This is a genomic window from Comamonas sp. Tr-654, from assembly GCF_011752915.1.
Classification (GTDB): Bacteria; Pseudomonadota; Gammaproteobacteria; order Burkholderiales; family Burkholderiaceae_C; genus Comamonas.
In genome coordinates, this window is sequence record NZ_VWWQ01000001.1 from 699,968 (window position 1) to 716,136 (window position 16,169).

At 59.9% G+C, this 16,169-nt stretch carries 14 protein-coding genes and 1 tRNA gene; 8 read left to right on the forward strand and 7 right to left on the reverse strand.

What is annotated here, in order from left to right:
- Positions 1-45 precede the first annotated feature (45 nt).
- Together F3J24_RS03085 and F3J24_RS03090 are read left to right on the forward strand one after the other, a co-directional pair.
- Positions 46-2,232 (forward strand): TonB-dependent siderophore receptor, encoded by a 2,187-nt coding sequence (locus tag F3J24_RS03085; protein ID WP_205244580.1) that lies wholly within the window; start codon positions 46-48, stop codon positions 2,230-2,232.
- A gap of 11 nt (positions 2,233-2,243) precedes the next feature.
- Positions 2,244-3,761 (forward strand): PepSY domain-containing protein, encoded by a 1,518-nt coding sequence (locus F3J24_RS03090; RefSeq protein WP_167002620.1) that lies wholly within the window; start codon positions 2,244-2,246, stop codon positions 3,759-3,761.
- Between the two features lie 199 nt (positions 3,762-3,960).
- Here F3J24_RS03090 and F3J24_RS03095 read toward each other — a convergent pair whose 3' ends face one another.
- Positions 3,961-4,329 carry a DUF1428 domain-containing protein gene (locus F3J24_RS03095; protein ID WP_167002622.1) on the reverse strand — a complete coding sequence of 123 codons (369 nt, stop codon included), beginning with the start codon at positions 4,327-4,329 and terminating at the stop codon, positions 3,961-3,963.
- Positions 4,330-4,766: 437 nt separating this feature from the next.
- Entirely contained in the window at positions 4,767-6,002 is a 1,236-nt protein-coding gene (locus F3J24_RS03100) for an MFS transporter (protein ID WP_167002624.1), read from the reverse strand.
- Between the two features lie 175 nt (positions 6,003-6,177).
- On the opposite strand from F3J24_RS03100, the gene F3J24_RS03105 reads away from it, so the two are divergent.
- Both F3J24_RS03105 and F3J24_RS03110 read left to right on the forward strand, forming a co-directional pair.
- A complete protein-coding gene (locus F3J24_RS03105; protein WP_167002626.1) occupies positions 6,178-6,951 on the forward strand; it encodes a helix-turn-helix transcriptional regulator in 774 nt (257 codons plus the stop codon).
- Positions 6,952-7,357: 406 nt separating this feature from the next.
- Positions 7,358-7,927 (forward strand): SMI1/KNR4 family protein, encoded by a 570-nt coding sequence (locus tag F3J24_RS03110; RefSeq protein ID WP_167002628.1) that lies wholly within the window; start codon positions 7,358-7,360, stop codon positions 7,925-7,927.
- Between the two features lie 186 nt (positions 7,928-8,113).
- On the opposite strand, the gene F3J24_RS03115 is transcribed toward F3J24_RS03110, so the two are convergent.
- Entirely contained in the window at positions 8,114-8,698 is a 585-nt protein-coding gene (locus F3J24_RS03115) for a superoxide dismutase (RefSeq protein WP_043007846.1), read from the reverse strand.
- A gap of 325 nt (positions 8,699-9,023) precedes the next feature.
- Complete coding sequence (xseA, locus tag F3J24_RS03120; protein ID WP_167002630.1) at positions 9,024-10,361, reverse strand: exodeoxyribonuclease VII large subunit; 1,338 nt, start codon at positions 10,359-10,361, stop codon at positions 9,024-9,026.
- A gap of 446 nt (positions 10,362-10,807) precedes the next feature.
- On the opposite strand from xseA, the gene F3J24_RS03125 reads away from it, so the two are divergent.
- Both F3J24_RS03125 and F3J24_RS03130 read left to right on the forward strand, forming a co-directional pair.
- Complete coding sequence (locus F3J24_RS03125) at positions 10,808-11,440, forward strand: MotA/TolQ/ExbB proton channel family protein (RefSeq protein WP_167002632.1); 633 nt, start codon at positions 10,808-10,810, stop codon at positions 11,438-11,440.
- 19 nt (positions 11,441-11,459) lie between these two features.
- Complete coding sequence (locus tag F3J24_RS03130) at positions 11,460-11,891, forward strand: biopolymer transporter ExbD (RefSeq protein ID WP_167002634.1); 432 nt, start codon at positions 11,460-11,462, stop codon at positions 11,889-11,891.
- A gap of 83 nt (positions 11,892-11,974) precedes the next feature.
- Here the strand turns inward: F3J24_RS03130 and F3J24_RS03135 are convergent, their stop codons facing one another.
- On the reverse strand, positions 11,975-12,895 hold the full coding sequence (locus tag F3J24_RS03135) for a Dyp-type peroxidase (RefSeq protein ID WP_167002636.1): 921 nt from the start codon (positions 12,893-12,895) through the stop codon (positions 11,975-11,977).
- Between the two features lie 174 nt (positions 12,896-13,069).
- Between F3J24_RS03135 and F3J24_RS03140 the strand changes: the two genes are divergently transcribed.
- Positions 13,070-13,146 (forward strand) — tRNA-Val (locus tag F3J24_RS03140).
- 116 nt (positions 13,147-13,262) lie between these two features.
- Here the strand turns inward: F3J24_RS03140 and F3J24_RS03145 are convergent.
- Complete coding sequence (locus F3J24_RS03145) at positions 13,263-14,480, reverse strand: MFS transporter (RefSeq protein WP_167002638.1); 1,218 nt, start codon at positions 14,478-14,480, stop codon at positions 13,263-13,265.
- Between the two features lie 96 nt (positions 14,481-14,576).
- On the opposite strand from F3J24_RS03145, the gene F3J24_RS03150 reads away from it, so the two are divergent.
- The gene (locus tag F3J24_RS03150; protein WP_167002640.1) at positions 14,577-15,026 is read left to right on the forward strand and encodes a helix-turn-helix domain-containing protein; all 450 of its coding nucleotides are present in this window, start codon (positions 14,577-14,579) and stop codon (positions 15,024-15,026) included.
- A gap of 209 nt (positions 15,027-15,235) precedes the next feature.
- Here F3J24_RS03150 and blaOXA read toward each other — a convergent pair whose 3' ends face one another.
- The gene (gene blaOXA / locus F3J24_RS03155; RefSeq protein WP_167002642.1) at positions 15,236-16,036 is read right to left on the reverse strand and encodes a class D beta-lactamase; all 801 of its coding nucleotides are present in this window, start codon (positions 16,034-16,036) and stop codon (positions 15,236-15,238) included.
- Between the last annotated feature and the right edge of the window lie 133 nt (positions 16,037-16,169).

The following is a 16,169-nucleotide window of genomic DNA, read 5'->3' on the forward strand; positions in this document are numbered from 1 at the left end:
GGGCTCAGCCCCGCCCGGCCGATTCCACTTGCACGCAGTTTTTCAATGACCTATTACTCTTCCGGTGCGATGCCTGATGGCAGCGCTCGCTCTTTCTCGTCCCTACCGTTCCAACGCCAGCATGTGGCGCTGACCGTTGCCCGGCTATCACTGGCCGCACCTCTTCTCGCTGCATCTTCAGCGGGTTGGGCACAAGCCGATGTCACCTTGGACACGGTCACCGTTCACTCTTCGGGCAACACCTCCTTGGAGCGTGCGGTAAACACCGGCAGCCGGCTTGACCTCAGTGCACGCGATACACCGGCCAGCGTCGAGGTCACCACGCGCGAGCAGTTGGAGGCTCGCGGCGACACGGCACTTGTCGATGCCATCACGCGATCTACCGGCATCACCAGCCTCGGACATCCGGGCAATAGCGGCAGCTCTCTCTCGGCAAGAGGTTTCACGGACACCACCTCGGTCATGCGTCTATACGACGGCACGCGTCAGTACGGCGGCGTCGGGGTGAGCTTTCCCTTCGACACCTGGTCCATCGAGCGTATTGAGGTTCTGCGTGGACCGGCATCGGTGATCTATGGTGACGGTGCCATTGGCGGCGTGGTCAACGTGATCCCCAAAAAGCCGGCACGCGGGCCTGTTCAGAACGAAATCCAGGCCACCGCAGGAACCAATGGCAAGCGTGCGTTGGCCTTTGGCAGCGGCGGCGCAATCAACGACCAGTGGTCCTACCGCCTGGATGTCAGCGGCGATCAATCAGAGGGCTGGGTGGACCACGGGAACTCCAGCAACCGCACAGTCTCCGGCGCATTGCGCTGGGATGTAACGCCTGATCTCAACCTGCAACTGTCGCATGCACAGGGCCGGCAAAAGCCCATGCGCTACTTCGGCACGCCGCTAATCAATGGGGTCCAGGACCCAGCCATCCGAGAGCGCAACTACAACGTCGCGGACAGCCGCATTCAGTACAAGGACCGCTGGACCGAGCTGCTCGCCCAATGGGCACCCAGCAGCAAGGTGGTGGTGCGCAGCAAGCTCTATCACATCGGCAGTGATCGCTATTGGCGTAACGCCGAAGCCTATCGATACAACACGGCCACGGGGCTGATCGATCGCTCCGACAATACGGAAATCGGTCACGACCAGACCCAGACAGGCAACACGACGGATGTGAGCTTCAGCGGCAGTCTGTTCGGACGCGCCAATCAGCTCTCCCTGGGGTTCGACGTCAATCGGGCATCGTTTCAGCACACCAACAACACCTACACCGGCAGCTCGGGCTCCGTGGACCCCTACAACCCTGTACCCGGCAACTACCAAAGTTCCGTCCCTTTCATTCCTCGCTACCGGAACAAGGCCGAGCAATATGCGCTGTTCGCGGAGGACAGGCTGGAACTGACCGATCGCTGGTCCGTCGTGGCGGGCACGCGCTTCGACCACACAGACCTCTCGCGCCAGGATCTGGTCGTCGGCAATCAAGCCTTCAAGCGAAGCTATTCCAATACCGGATGGCGCCTTGGCACCGTCTACAAGCTGAACCCCGATCTGTCACTCTATGCGCAAGCCTCCAGGGCAGCAGATCCCGTCAGCGGCCTGCTTCTGCTGTCGGCGGCCAATTCCACCTTCGATGTATCGACCGGCAAACAGTTCGAGATTGGCGTCAAGCAATCGTTCTGGGAGGGCAAGGGAGACTGGACGCTTGCCGCATATTCCATCACCAAGAACAATCTGCTGACACGAGATCCCGCCAATCCTGCATTGCGCGTGCAGGTCGGCGAGCGCTCGTCCAGAGGAATTGAAGGCACGCTATCGATGCCGCTTGGCAAGACGGTGCAGATCGATGCCAACATTGCCTTGCTCAAGGCTCGCTATGACGATTTCAGCGAGTCTGCGGGCGGCATTACGGTCTCTCGTAACGGCAATGTGCCGACGGACGTGCCGGAACGTGTTGCCAATGTCTGGGTCAGCTGGAAGCTCGTGCCTGAGTGGACGCTTTCCGGCGGTCTGCGCCATGTGGGCAAGCGCTATGCTGATAACGCAAACACCTTGAAGCTGCCGGCATACACCACTGCCGACCTGGCGCTGCAATGGAAGGCAACCAAGGCCACCACGCTCACATTGCGCGGGTTCAACCTCTTCGACAAGCACTACTTCACGACTTCCTACTACACCAATACCCAGTGGTTTGTCGGGGAAGGACGACGTGTCGAGCTGACCTTGAACCATCGTTTCTGATCGGGCCGCTGATGTGGACTACCGCCCATGCCAAACGCTTGGTGTTCCTGGTGCATCGATGGACAGCGGTGGCTGCCTGTGTGCTGATGGCCCTATGGGTCTTCAGCGGAGTGGTCATGCTGTTTATCGGCTACCCCAAGCTGCTGCCGTCCGAGCACCTGCGCGCACTGCCCTCTCTGAGCACTGATCAGTGCTGCCTGCCGGTTGAGGCAGCGCTCAAGCACAGCCCATCTCCGGATAAGGTGCAGCAGATCAGCCTCACCACGATTGCAGACCGCCCCAGCTACCGGCTCAAGCAGGCTGACGGCACGCTGCGAGTCGTTGATGCCGGCACGGGAGCTGTTGCTCCGCCACCCGATGACGCAACAGCGCTGCGTAGCGCCCGAGCATTCGCGTCTGGTGCGAATGGTGTTCTGCAAGGTCGAACCCAGGACGATCGCTGGACGCACTCAGCCCTGCTGAATCCCCATAGGCCTCTCATCAAGGTCCAGATGGATGATTCCGCATCAAGCCTGCTGTACATCTCCTCAAGCACCGGTGAGGTAGTCATGGATGTGCCGCGCCGTCAACGCTACTGGAACTACGTGGGGGCTTGGCTCCACTGGGTATACATGTTTCGCGACGGCTCCAGAGATCCCGTATGGAGCTGGCTGGTCATAGGCCTTTCCGCTTTGGGAACCTTATCTGCCATCACCGGCACCTTCGTGGGCATCTGGCGGTGGCGCTTCAGTGGTCGCTACAAATCTGGCTCCAAGACTCCTTATCGGGAGTTCCAGATGCGCTGGCACCACATCACGGGCCTCGTATTCGGGGCAGTGATGACCTGCTGGATTTTCAGCGGCCTGATGTCCATGAATCCACTGGGACTCTTCAGCCCGCAGGGAACCCGTCCCGACCTGCGCGCCTACCAGCATGCGGTCACTGGTGCCACGAACTTTGGACTCTCCACGCACCAGGCACTGTCACTGCTCGATGCCCAGGGCTTTGACACGCGCGAGGTCGAATGGAAATGGCTGAACGGGCAGCCCTATCTGCTGGCCTTTGACGCAGCGGGTGACACCCGCGTGCTGCCCGCAGATGTTGCGCCCCCCAGGGTCGAGCGCGGACTTGAGCAGTCTCTGCTGGAGCAGGCAGCGCAGAGGCTGCTGCCCTTTGCCATACGCTCCACCGCCTGGTTGAACGAATACGACGCCTACTACTACCGCCGGGGCGAGGCCTCCATGTATGCTGCAGCGGCTCGCGAGCTACCCGTACTCAGGGTGCAGTTCGAAGATCCGGGCAACACCATTGTCTACATCAGCCCATACTCCGGTGATGTGGTGCTGAGCCTGGACCGTAGCCAGCGTACAGGCCGGTGGTTGTTCAATTTCCTGCACAGCTGGGACTTGCCGTGGATGCTGCGCAGCGCCTGGCCGCGAGATGTCATGCTGGTCTTGCTCAGCCTGGGTGCGTTTGCGCTGGCACTCACAGGCATCGTGCTGGGCTACAGACGGCTCAAGCTATTCATCAGCCACAAGCTCCGCAGCTGACCTGGGCCGTATAGGGCCACTGCCCAGCCTCGTGTGCTATCGCCATGAAAAGACGCCCGACCTTGTTCCGGGTCGGGCGTTGCACATTCCCGGCTGCACTTGCGCCAGGAATTGGCGCAAGCCGATGCCGCAGCCACATATGAAGTGAGTCCGTTGGCGAGCCAGTCAGCAAGCCGCAATCAGTGGCACGGCGCAGGGTTCATGCCTTCACTTCGACGACCTGCTCAAAGCCACCGAAGATCATGCGCTTGCCGTCGAAGGGCATGGGCGGATTGCCGGGAGCTGACGGGTCCATGCGCGGGTCTTCCATCATCTTCTTCATGGCGGCGTCGCGCGTGGCCTTGTCCGGCCATTCAACCCAGGAGAAAGCCACCGTCTCTTCGGCCGTAGCCAGGACCGAGCGCCGGAAATCCGTGACCTTGCCATCGGGGACGTCATCGCCCCACCCCTCAATCACGCGGATTGCACCCAGTTCGATGAATATCGGATCGAGCTTGCGTGCGTGCTCGACGAATTTTTCCTTGTTGGCGGTGGGGACTGCGATCACGAAACCATCGATATATGACATGTTTTCACTCCTGCCAAGTTGGCCCGTCGGTGCTTAAACAGCACCACTACAGAATGCCCGCCAATCCATCGCTGCATTGCTTGCAACATGGACCCTTTGGGCTCGCAGCTAAGGCTCGGGCAATAGGAGCCGGGCCTGAGCATTCAACATTGTCCGTGGCTAACAGCAACCAGACCAATGCCCAAGCAGGCTGGCCCTGGACTTGATTGGCTGGTTCGCCGGGAAGGTTGTGACGGCTTTCGGCTCGATGGTACCGCCGCTCCTGTGCACAAAGGCTGACGTTTGTGACCGACGGCTTCTGGCCGGATCGCCCCCCAGCAGACCTTGACTCTGCCTGCGCGAAGCAGAAGTCCATCAACGAACTTGCATTGCGGGCATCTTGAAGCCACCCGCCTTTGCAGGGCATGGCCCGGAAGCGATCGTCACAGGCCTGAAGATCACGCCTTGTGGTGCGTGCTGGGGAGAAAGGCAGTGGCCAGCCCCAGCAAAGGCAGGAACGATGTGACCCCGTAAACCCAGACGATGCCCTTTATATCTGCCAGTTCGCCAAGGCCGGCGGCGCCGATGCCGCCAATGCCGAACATCAGACCAAACATCAGGCCAGATACCAGTCCCACGCGGCCGGGAACAGCCTCCTGCGCGTAGACAACGAGTGCAGCGAATGCCGATGACATCACCAGGCCCACGGTGATGGCCAGTACAGCCGTCCAGAACAGGTTTGCGTAGGGAAGCGCGAGGGCGAACGGAGCAACGCCGAGAAAGGAAATCCAGATGACGGCCTTACGCCCTATGCGATCACCCACCGGGCCGCCGGCGAACGTGCCAGCGGCGACGGCAGCAAGGAACATGAAAAGAAACATCTGGCTTTGCTGCACGCTGAGGTCGAAGCGCTCGATCAAGTAGAAGGTGAAGTAATTCGTGAACGATGCGATGTAGACAAATTTCGCAAACATCAGAATACAGATGACGATCACGGCTTGGATCACATGGGCCCGGCTGAGGCCGGCTCCATGGCTTCTGGCCAGACTCTTGGCCTTGGCCTGGCCATGGTGCTGCACCCACACCGTAAGGCGATACAGCACAAAGATGGCGACCAGCGCCACGAGCATGAACCAGGCTACTCCGCCCTGACCGAGCGGTATGACGATGGCGGCCGTGAGAAGCGGTCCGATGGCGCTTCCGGTATTGCCACCGACCTGGAAGGTGGACTGCGCCGTGCCGAAGCGGCCACCCGACGCCAGACGCGCTATGCGCGATGCTTCGGGGTGGAAAGTGGCAGAGCCCACGCCGATGACGGCCGAGGCAATCAGCAGCATGGGAAAGGAATTTGCCGTGGCGATCAGTGCAATGCCAATCAAGGTCATCACCATGCCAGAAGGCAGCAGGTAGGGCTTGGGATGCTTGTCGGTGTACATCCCGATCCAGGGTTGCAGCAGGGAGGCTGTGACCTGATAAACAAGGGCAATGATGCCGATCTGCCCGAAGCTGAGCGAGAAATTCGACTTGAGCAGAGGATAGATCGACGGCAGCATGGCCTGGATCAGGTCGTTGAGCAGGTGGGCAAAGGCCGCACCTCCGACAATGGGCAGCAAAAAGCCGTGTGGCTTTTGCTCCGCCACTGATCCAGAAGATGACACGGTCGGCGCGTCGAGCGTTGTAGATTTCGCAGACATGGAAAGGCTTGTAGAGCAGAAGCCTGCGAACGAGAAGTTCGACAGGCCCAATGGACAAAATGGATTCGGGCATCTAGGCCTTGAGGATGATCAAGGTCACAGCCAGCACTGGAGCGTACCGAGAAGCTGCACGGCAGTCGCACGCTGATCTGCCAACTTCTGTAGAGTTTCTGCCATGCACGCCCATCCATCAGACAAGCACAAGCACTTCGACAACCTGCCGCGCCCTTTGGTTGTCATGGAGAACGCCTGGCCGACGGGAAGCTCTACCGGATGGCACTCACACCCGAGGGGGCAGTTGCTCTACGCCACCGATGGTGTGATGGTGGTGCACTCGGACATCGGCTCCTGGGTGGTTCCGCCCAACCGTGCTCTGTGGATGCTCGCTGGGCTGCGACACAATGTGACCATGTCCGGTGATGTGCTGATGCGCACCGCGTACATCGACGAGACAAAGATTGCGAATCTGCCCGCCGAAAGTTGCGTCATCAACGTATCGCCGTTATTGCGCGAACTGCTGGTCGAAGCCGTCAGAATTGCGCCAACCGCGCAAGTCGAAGGCCGCGAAGCCTTGCTGTTGGACTTGCTGGTCTGCGAACTTCGAGTCTCCAGCACCATACCGCTGCACCTGCCCATGCCGGTCGACACGCGGATACGCTCGATATGCGATGCCTTGTCCAAACGCCCCTCGGATACATCCAGTGCCGCCGACTGGGCGCAATCCATAGGCGTGGCCGAGCGAACATTGCACCGGCTTTTTGCCAAGGAAACCGGTATGACTTTCGCGCAGTGGCGCGAACAGGCGCGCTTGCTGCATGCCTTGCGCCGAATCGCCGAGGGCGACAAGCTCATCGATGTGGCCCTGGACTGCGGCTACTCCAGCCCGAGCGCGTTTGCTGCCATGTTCAGGCGCCACTTCAAGACGCCGCCGTCCAGTTTCTACCAATGACGCCGCGCCTCATTTAATGATTGCAAGCCGGGCGCTCTTGCACGCAGTGACGAGCCTGCGTGCACGCCCGGCCCTCCTGATTTCAGCAACGGGAGCAGCCTGTCACGTCCCGCGTCAAAGCGACCGGCTCACGAAAAGCCGATCAATGCGCAACTGCTGCCACCAAAAATGGCTGCAAAGCCTCGCCAATAACAATCGGAATCACCCGCACCGGCCCTTTCGGCACAGCAATCCCCAAAGACTGGCGTACTCTCTTGAAGACCTTCCATCTCGAAGTATTCCAAGTCCTGATCGGTCGCAGCTTCCTGCAAACATTACTTGCGCTGGAATTTCCACCCTCCAATCTCCGAATCCCAACACCCCTTGCTCCAATCCGTCCACCTCCGATGAAGGCGCTCCCATTACCATGAGACCTGATCAGTATCTTGCGCATTTGCGGGCCGTGTATGCCGCATTCCAGTTGCCCTTCGATCCGATGCCTCCTGCCAGCGAACAGGAACTGACCGCTCTGGCGGCAGAGCTAGGGCCGCTGGATCCCGACCTCGCCGCCCTCTGGCGTCTGACGGCGGGCAGCAGTTCCGACCGCACCCAGCCCTTGTTCCAGCGGCCGGGCTTTGTGGATGCGCTGGACCTTCTCACGCCAGCGCAGGCCACAGCCCAGGCAGCTGGCATGGAAAAGCGGGCGCAACGCATGTGGGATCTGGCCGGTCCTGCGTCGCAGGACCCGCGCCTTAGCGGGCGCTGGTGGCAGGCCGGCTGGCAGCCATTTGCCAGCTTTTACGGAGATATCGTGCTGCTGGTCGATCAACACCCCGGTCCTGAAGGCCAGCGTGGCCAGATCATCGCCTACGTACACGACCCCGACCAGATCCAGTGGATTGCGCCCAACTTCGGCGCCTACCTGCAAGCGGCAGCCGATTCCATCGACGCCGACAGAGAGGAGTTCCTGAACGGCCCACTTGACGAGCTTGAATGAAGCCAGGCAGTGCAGATGGGATCTGCCGGCGGGCATTGGCGGCGAGGCATGGCCGGGACCCGTCCGGCCCCCCTCATCGCCGCCCCCGGCATACCAACGCAAAAAATAATGGGCCCACGATATTGCTATCGTGGGCCCATTGATCATTGCAGATGGCCTGCAGTCAGCGACCGCAGCTGTGCGGCATCAAGCGAAGTTGGCTTCAGCGAACTTCCAGTTCACCAGCTTTTCCAGGAAGGTCTCGACAAACTTGGGACGCAGGTTGCGGTAGTCGATGTAGTAAGCGTGTTCCCACACGTCCACGGTCAGCAGCGCCTTGTCGGCGGTGGTCAAGGGGGTGCCGGCAGCGCCCATGTTGACGATGTCCACGGAACCGTCGGCCTTCTTCACCAGCCAGGTCCAGCCGGAACCGAAATTGCCAGCAGCGGAAGCCACGAAAGCCTTCTTGAACTCGGCGTAGGAGCCCCACTTCTTGTTGATGGCATCGGCCAGAGCGCCTGTAGGTTCTGCACCGCCGTTGGGAGTCATGCAGTTCCAGAAGAAGGTGTGGTTCCAGATCTGGGCAGCGTTGTTGTAGATGCCGCCGGAAGACTTCTTGACGACTTCTTCCAGATCCATGTTTTCGAACTCGGTACCCTTTTGCAGGTTGTTCAGGTTCACCACATAGGCGTTATGGTGCTTGCCGTGATGGAATTCCAGCGTTTCCTGGCTGTAACCGAACGGAGCCAGTGCATCAATAGCGTATGGCAGGGGGGGCAGGGTGCGTTCCATGATGGTTTTCCTCGTGGTTGAAATTTTTGGGAGCCGTCCAGTGCCATGGCGCCTGAGCGGTGACCGTTGTGCCGGCCAGGGCGGCAAGCACATTGCTGTACTGCAGACGTCAAGTATTGCACTAACCGGACCATTGTAGAAAGAACTGAGAGGCTGCGCGCCATTCATCAGGACTATTGCGCACGCAGGCAAAAGCATGTGCTAACGGCTTACAGCGCATGAACGCTGGACCCTGCAACATTGCCTGCCCCGATTGCAAAAGAGTTCTGATGAAGAACCCGGTACGCGTGCAGGTGTTTTGTAGCCAGCTTGTGGCTGACCAGCCTCAAAGCAGACGCGGCTGAGTGACCACCACATCCACCGCCCCATCCGACAACTGGGCCTTCAGCGCTGCTCCCGGCACGGCCTGTCCGACCTGGGTCACAGGCCTGCCCCGCTCATCCGTCAGCAAGGCATAGCCGCGCTGCAGCACCAGGCGAGGGTCCAGCAACTGCAAGCGCAGATCGATGTGATTGAGCTTGTGCCTTTGCTGCTCCAGGCTGCGCCGAAGAATATTAGGCAAATTATCCTGAAGCGCTTGATGGTTCTGCGATATATGCTGCAATTTGAGTAGCATCGCATGACGCAGACGCTGCGCTTGTCGGCTGAGCTGCAGCTGATTGCGTGTCAGCTGCTCGCTGGGCCGGCCCAGGCGCTGGGCCGCCATATCCAGGCGCTGGGCCTGGCGATCCATCACCCGTTGCACGGCGTTGTCCAGACGGTCCCCCATCAGGCCCAACGCCCCCAGCCAGGCCTCGCGCGGCTGGGTCACCAGCTCGGCCGCTGCCGTGGGCGTGGGCGCGCGCAGATCGGCGCAGAAATCGGCAATGGTGAAATCAGTCTCGTGGCCCACACCACTGATCAGCGGCACCGGGCTTTGCACAATGGTGCGCGCCAGCTGTTCATCGTTGAAGGCCCAGAGGTCTTCCAGCGAGCCGCCACCGCGCACCAGCAAGATGGTATCAATCACCGGCGGCCGTGCGAAGTCGGCAGTCAAATTGCCGCTTGGGCCTTGCCCGTCTTGCGCCAGCCGATACAGTTTTGACAATGCCTGCACCAGCGACTGTGGCGCCTGTGCGCCTTGCACCAGAGCAGGCACGATCACCACCGGAATATGCGGCACGCGACGGCGCAGCGCCGTCACCACATCGTGCAAGGCGGCTGCGCCCAGGGACGTGACCAAGCCGATGCCGCGCGGCAGGGGGGGCAGCGGCCTCTTGCGCGCAGGGTCGAACAGCCCCTCTGACTCCAGCTGGGCCTTGAGGCGCAAAAACTGCTCGAACAGAGCCCCCTGCCCGGCTCGCTGCATGCTCTCCACCACCAGTTGCAAATCACCGCGCTGCTCGTAGACGCCTAGACGCCCCCTGACTTCGACCAGCTCGCCATCACGTGGCGAGAAACCGACCTGCTCGGCCGCACGGCGGAACATGGCGCAGCGAATCTGCCCGCTCGCATCCTTGAGGTTGAAATAGCAATGCCCGCTGGCGGCGCGCGAAAAGCCACTGAGTTCGCCACGCACCGCAACCGGATTGAAGCGCGCCTGCAAGGCATCACCAATGGCGTGGCATAGCGCGCCAACTTCCCATACATGCTGCGTGGCTGCTGGGTTTGATCGTTCAAACATTGAATTCATGCGGTGTCAGCGAGGTCTTACGCGGGCCGGATTCTCCACAGATGTCGGCGTCCAGCCTTGTCGGCGACAAATCTGGGACGACTCTAAAAATCACCTTAAGAACAAAACCCATCTTATTGATTTAAAACAATTTATTGCCATTCACACAGCTGTCAAACTCGTAACAAGCCTTCACTGCAACGCCAACGGCTTGCCGGCACGACGACTAGATCACAAAGTTATCCACAGATTTCTGTGATATACGCGAAAGCATTCGCAAAGAAACGCAAGCACCGCGTGTCCTGCTGCCTGAACAGGCTCCAATCGTTCAAGCCTCACCTGACGATCTTGCTACGCTGACTCAAGTCAACGTGTGAGTCCGCAAAAACGGCTCGCAACAGCACGACAGTGGGTGATAATCGTCTGCTGCAATTTCAGAACGACGAGGGAGAGCAACGTTGCTGTCGATCATACAAGCCGCAGGATGGCCTATCTGGCCTTTGATTGCCTGCTCGATTCTGGCTCTGGCCCTGATTTTTGAGCGCTTTGCCTCGCTGAAAGCCAGCAAGGTTGCGCCAGCCAATTTGCTCAACGAAGCGATTTCGGTCTCCAACAAAAACCTGCCCAGTGCAGAAACCACCCAGCAACTGGCGCAAAGCTCGGTATTGGGTGAGGTGCTGGCCGCCGGTCTGCGCACCCGCCAGGCACATCCCGAAAGCAGCGAGGAAGAGCTTCGCTCGGCCATGGAAGGTGCAGGACGCGCCGCAGCCCACAAGCTGGAAAAGTATTTGAGCGCCCTGGCTACCATCGCCTCGGCTGCGCCGCTGCTGGGCCTGCTGGGCACGGTGATCGGCATGATCGAGATTTTCGGCTCCCAGCCCGGTGCCAGCTCCGGCGCCGGCAACCCCGCCCAGCTCGCTCACGGCATCTCGATTGCGCTCTACAACACGGCGTTCGGTCTGATGGTGGCCATTCCCTCACTGATCTTCTGGCGCTACTTCCGCGCGCGGGTGGACGGCTATCTGCTGGGCATGGAACTGGCATCCGAGCAGTTCGTACGCCATCTGGGCCGCCTCAAGCCTGCCAAGTAAGAAGCGGAACGCATCCATCATGAACTTCCGTCCTCGTCACCGCGATGAGCCCGAGATCAATCTGATCGCCTTTATCGACGTACTGCTGGTGGTGCTGATCTTTTTGATGCTCTCCACCACTTACAGCAAGTTCACCGAGCTGCAACTGACCTTGCCCGTGGCAGACGCCGATCAGCAACGCGACCGGCCCAAGGAAATCATCGTCGGCGTCTCTGCCGACGGGCGTTATTCCGTCAACAAGCAGGGCGTGGATGACCGTAGCGTCTCCTCGGTCGCCGCCGCTCTTTCCGGCGCAGCAACGGCAGGCCGTGATAGCGTGGTCATCATCAGCGCCGATGCCAACTCCCCACACCAGTCGGTGGTGACCGTCATGGAGGCGGCCCGCCACGCAGGACTGTCGCAGATCACGTTTGCGACCCAGTCATCAGCCAGCGCAGGCAAGGCCAACTAGGTGCCCCCTCCTCCACCCCCTTATGGGTGATACACAAAAAAACGGGCCATCTGGCCCGTTTTTCTTTACCCTCGCGTCCTGACTCAGGCCTGCAGACCCAGCGCTGTCAGATCCAGCTTGCCACCAGACACAGGCGGGCACCAGAAATAGCAGCCCGTCAGCGGACTGGAGAAACGAAACAGCCCGTCGCTGATACCGTCATCCATGCCCAGCATGCGGCGCATCTGGGCCTCGAACGCGTCAAAGCTGCAACCAAAGGCAGAGAACATCAATCCACTGCGATCGCTACCCTGCGGACTGACGCTCCACCAGGGCATGGAGCGGCGCACCACAAAGGCTTCAGGCTCAAAGCTCTCCTGCGCCGTGCGCTTGACATGGGCCGACTCCGGAGCATCGTCCAGCTCCTCGTTGTCGCTGCGACGGCGACCCACGGCATGGTCCTGCTGAGTGGTGCTCATGCTTTCAAAGGCTGAGTAGTCGTGCTCCCACTGCTGCAAGGCCCAGTAGCTGCAGCCATCCAGCCCAGCCCCCTGCTCTGCAGCAATGCCGGCAGCCACGGCTTCATCCTCCTCGGGGTTCTCGGTGCCGTCTTCATAGCCCGTCAGGTCGCGGCCGTGGCCGTTATCCGAGCGCTGGTGCACGAAGGCATCCACCACATGATCAAGCTTGAAGGCCGCCGCCAACAAGGTCGCCAGCCTGGCCGTCAAAGCGATCAGCTCACCGCGCTGGTCGCCACGCAGCCACAGGCACAGCGCGTAAGGTGTGCTGGGCGCTGCAAACTCAGGGCCCTTCAGCGGGGGGAACTCGCGCATCAGCGGCAGCTTCCTGTCCAGTTGCTGCAGCACCTGCAGGCCCAGACCCACCACCACCTGCTGACCGTCAACATTTGCCTGCAATTTCTTCAGGCTGCCCTGCAAATCCGTACCTGCACCGGCCAGGGTAAAAAAAACATAGCGTCCCTGCTCAGGAAGAGACGCCAGAATGCCTGCTTGTGCTTTTGTCATGGGGTTGCCGATTCATTGGATGGAAAACACATCAAAGTTTAGTAGCGAATCAGCAGTCCCCAGCCAAGCCTTGAGCGGGTAGCAGAATGAGAAAAATGGGGCTCGAACGCAAAAAAGTCGCGACTTTGCCCAAACCACCATTTTTCCGCTGCTAGAATTCATCCCATCGACGACAGGCGCGTAGCTCAGCTGGTTAGAGCACCACCTTGACATGGTGGGGGTCGTTGGTTCGAGTCCAATCGCGCCTACCAAATATCGCAAGCGAAACCAGAGCTTGCAAACAAGACAGCCCGCTTCATAGCGGGCTTTTTTGTTTTTGCCGTACAACACGCGGTAGTGAAGCCGGCCCAGGAATGCGCAGGCATCTTCATGATTGAGCGCAGACATTGCGAGCGCCGCTTTGTTGCACGCTCGCTGCCCAGACCATGAATGCGAGCACACTCACGCAGGCGCCCAATATGCAGACGCCAATCCAGCCACCCCGCGCATAGACCGCGGTGGAAGCCAGGGCACCGGCCCCACTGCCCATTGCGTAGAACAGCATGTAGCAAGCGACCAGCCGGCTATGTGCCTGTGTCGAACTTTCAAAAATCATGGCCTGGTTGGTGACATGCAATGCCTGGCAGCCCAGGTCGAGCAGCAGGATGCCGACGGCCAGCCACCACAGCGATACCTCCAGAAAACTCAGTGGTATCCACGCAAGCAATAGCAAGCCCAGGGCCGCCGCGCTGACTCTGTGGCTCCAGCCCCGATCGGCCCATCGGCCGGCTCGGCTGGCAATGAGGGCCCCTGCTGCGCCGATCAGCCCAAATGCGCCAATCGCCGAATGCGACAGCGACAACGGTGGGGCACTCAGTGGCAAAGCCAGCGCGCTCCAGAAGATGCTGAACACGGCGAACATCAGCAGCGCCAGCATGCCTCGAACCTGAAGTACCCGGTTCGTCCGCAGCAGTGCGAGCATCGAGCCGACAAGTTCGAAATACGACAGACGCTGAACAGGCGCCATTTGAGGCGGCAAGTTTCGCCAGATCAGCCCAGCAAGCATGCACATGAGCACCGCCGAGCCGGCATACACGCCACGCCAACTACTCAGATCCGCAATCACCCCGGACCAGACCCTGGCGAGCAACAGCCCCACGACCACACCCGCCTGAGCGGCCCCCACCACCCGCCCTCGCTCCTGAGGCTCTGCAACACTTGCAGCGTAGGCAATCATCCCCTGTGTCATTGCAGTGCCGAGCAGTCCCACGACCAGCATGCCCGCCATCAGGCCGACGGCGCTCTGAACCATCGCCAGCCAGACAAGAGCAAGAACCAGGCTTACCAGTTGCCATCGTGCGAGCCGGCGGCGATCAAGCTGGTCCCCCAAAGGTACGAGGAATAGCAAGGCAAGCACTGAGCCGGCCTGCGTGGCAGTAACCACACCACCAATCGCGCCTAGCGAGACACCAAAGTCCGCCGCCAATCGGTCGAGCAACGGCTGCGCAAAGTAAACATTGGCGACGCTTGCACCGCTGGTACAGGAAAAAAGAGCCACGAGCTTTCGTGGCATGACCGCTGCAACATGGGAAGAATTCTGAGACATTGCCAAATTTGGTTTCAATATAAAACCAGATTGAGCATAATGAAGTTGGTTTTAAAATGCAACCAGAAAAGACGAGAACTTGATGGAGCAGGTCTGATGGCAGAACGCAAACGCATGGATACCGCGACTTGCCCGGTGGCGCGGGCACTTGATGTGATTGGTGACCGCTGGTCATTGTTGATAGTGCGAGACGCCTTTGACGGCATCAGCCGGTTTAGCGACTTCCAGAAAAATTTGGGAGTGGCGCGCAATATCCTGGCCGGCAGACTCAAGGCATTGGTGGAGGCAGGAATCCTGGAGGCACAACCCGCAGCCGACGGAACGGCTTATCAGCAGTACATGCTCACGGTGAAAGGGCAGACCCTGTTTCCTATCGTCGTCGGGCTGCGCCAGTGGGGCGAGGACAACCTCTTTCACCACAATGAACATCATTCAAGGCTTGTGGAGGCAGCCAGCGGTCAAGCCATTGCCCGCATGCAAGTGCAAAGTGCTGAGGGACGAAGCCTGGCATTCAACGATGTGGTTGTGATTGAAAAAGCGGTATAGCTTGCAGCAAGGCGAGCTGCCGCTCAATCCTGGCCGCAGAGACTCATCTCGGGTTTGAAGGCCGCCTCAACAGGATGGGGAGATCAGAGCTTGCAAGTCGGTCTTCCATGTTCGCGCCAGTGGTTCCGTGAAACCTGAGAGCGTGGCAGTAATCGCAGGCACCGCAGGTGCGCCAAGCCTGACGGCAATTTGCAAGCCTTGGCCGGCATCTAGGACGCAGTTGGCAACGCGTTGATGGAGCGCAGAACCTTGCGGACAATGCTCTGGCGTTTGGCAAGGTCACCGAGCCTGTTCGGAGTATCCATGTTCAACGCAAAGAAGACGGGGCCGCTGGGCCACTCCACCCAGCCCACCCACCATCCGATTTGGCCGGTCCACCCCGTTTTTGCACGCAGTATCCAGTCAGAGCCGGCTTCATTGATCATCACATCCTTCACAAGTCGTTGGTGTTCGACCTGAAAAGGCAGTTGATTGCGGTACAGCCGCTTCAGGAAAGCAATCTGCTCGAAGGATGAGATGGCAAGGTCGCCCTCAACCCAGAATGGCTGGTCGCCCGTGGCAGTGGCATTGCCATACCCAATCTTTCGCATGTACTCGGTCTCGCGCACATCGCCGAGTTCCTTGGCAAAGCGCTCATACACCCAGACGGTGGAATTCCTCATCGCCGAGCGCAGATTCTGGTCCATGTTCCATGCGGGCGTGGGACGCTTCATGCCATCCCAGGGGATGACCTGAAACTCGTCGCGCAACAGCCCCGCATCAAGCGCGAACAGGCTGTGCGGGATCTTGAAGGTAGAGGCCGGCGAGTACCGGCGATGGGCGCGCGAGACGTTGTAGACCAGAGCCGTTTCGGATGGAGCTCGCGCATCGAGTACAACCATGCTGCCTTGAGCATCGGCTTCCGTGAAAAACCGGGACCACTCAGTCATTTCCTGAAATGGCTGACCCGCCACTGCGATTTGAGCAAACCCTGCAACCAAGGCCGATAAGACCAAACTTCGTCGATTCATGCAGACAGTTTAAAGGTCAACGGAACCTGCCCGAGGGGACCTGAGCGGCGATAGCACCGGCTGCGGCAAGGGTGGACGTCTCCTGCGGTTCCTGTGCAGTTGTTGCTTTCGGCCATACACGAGCATTTGCGGC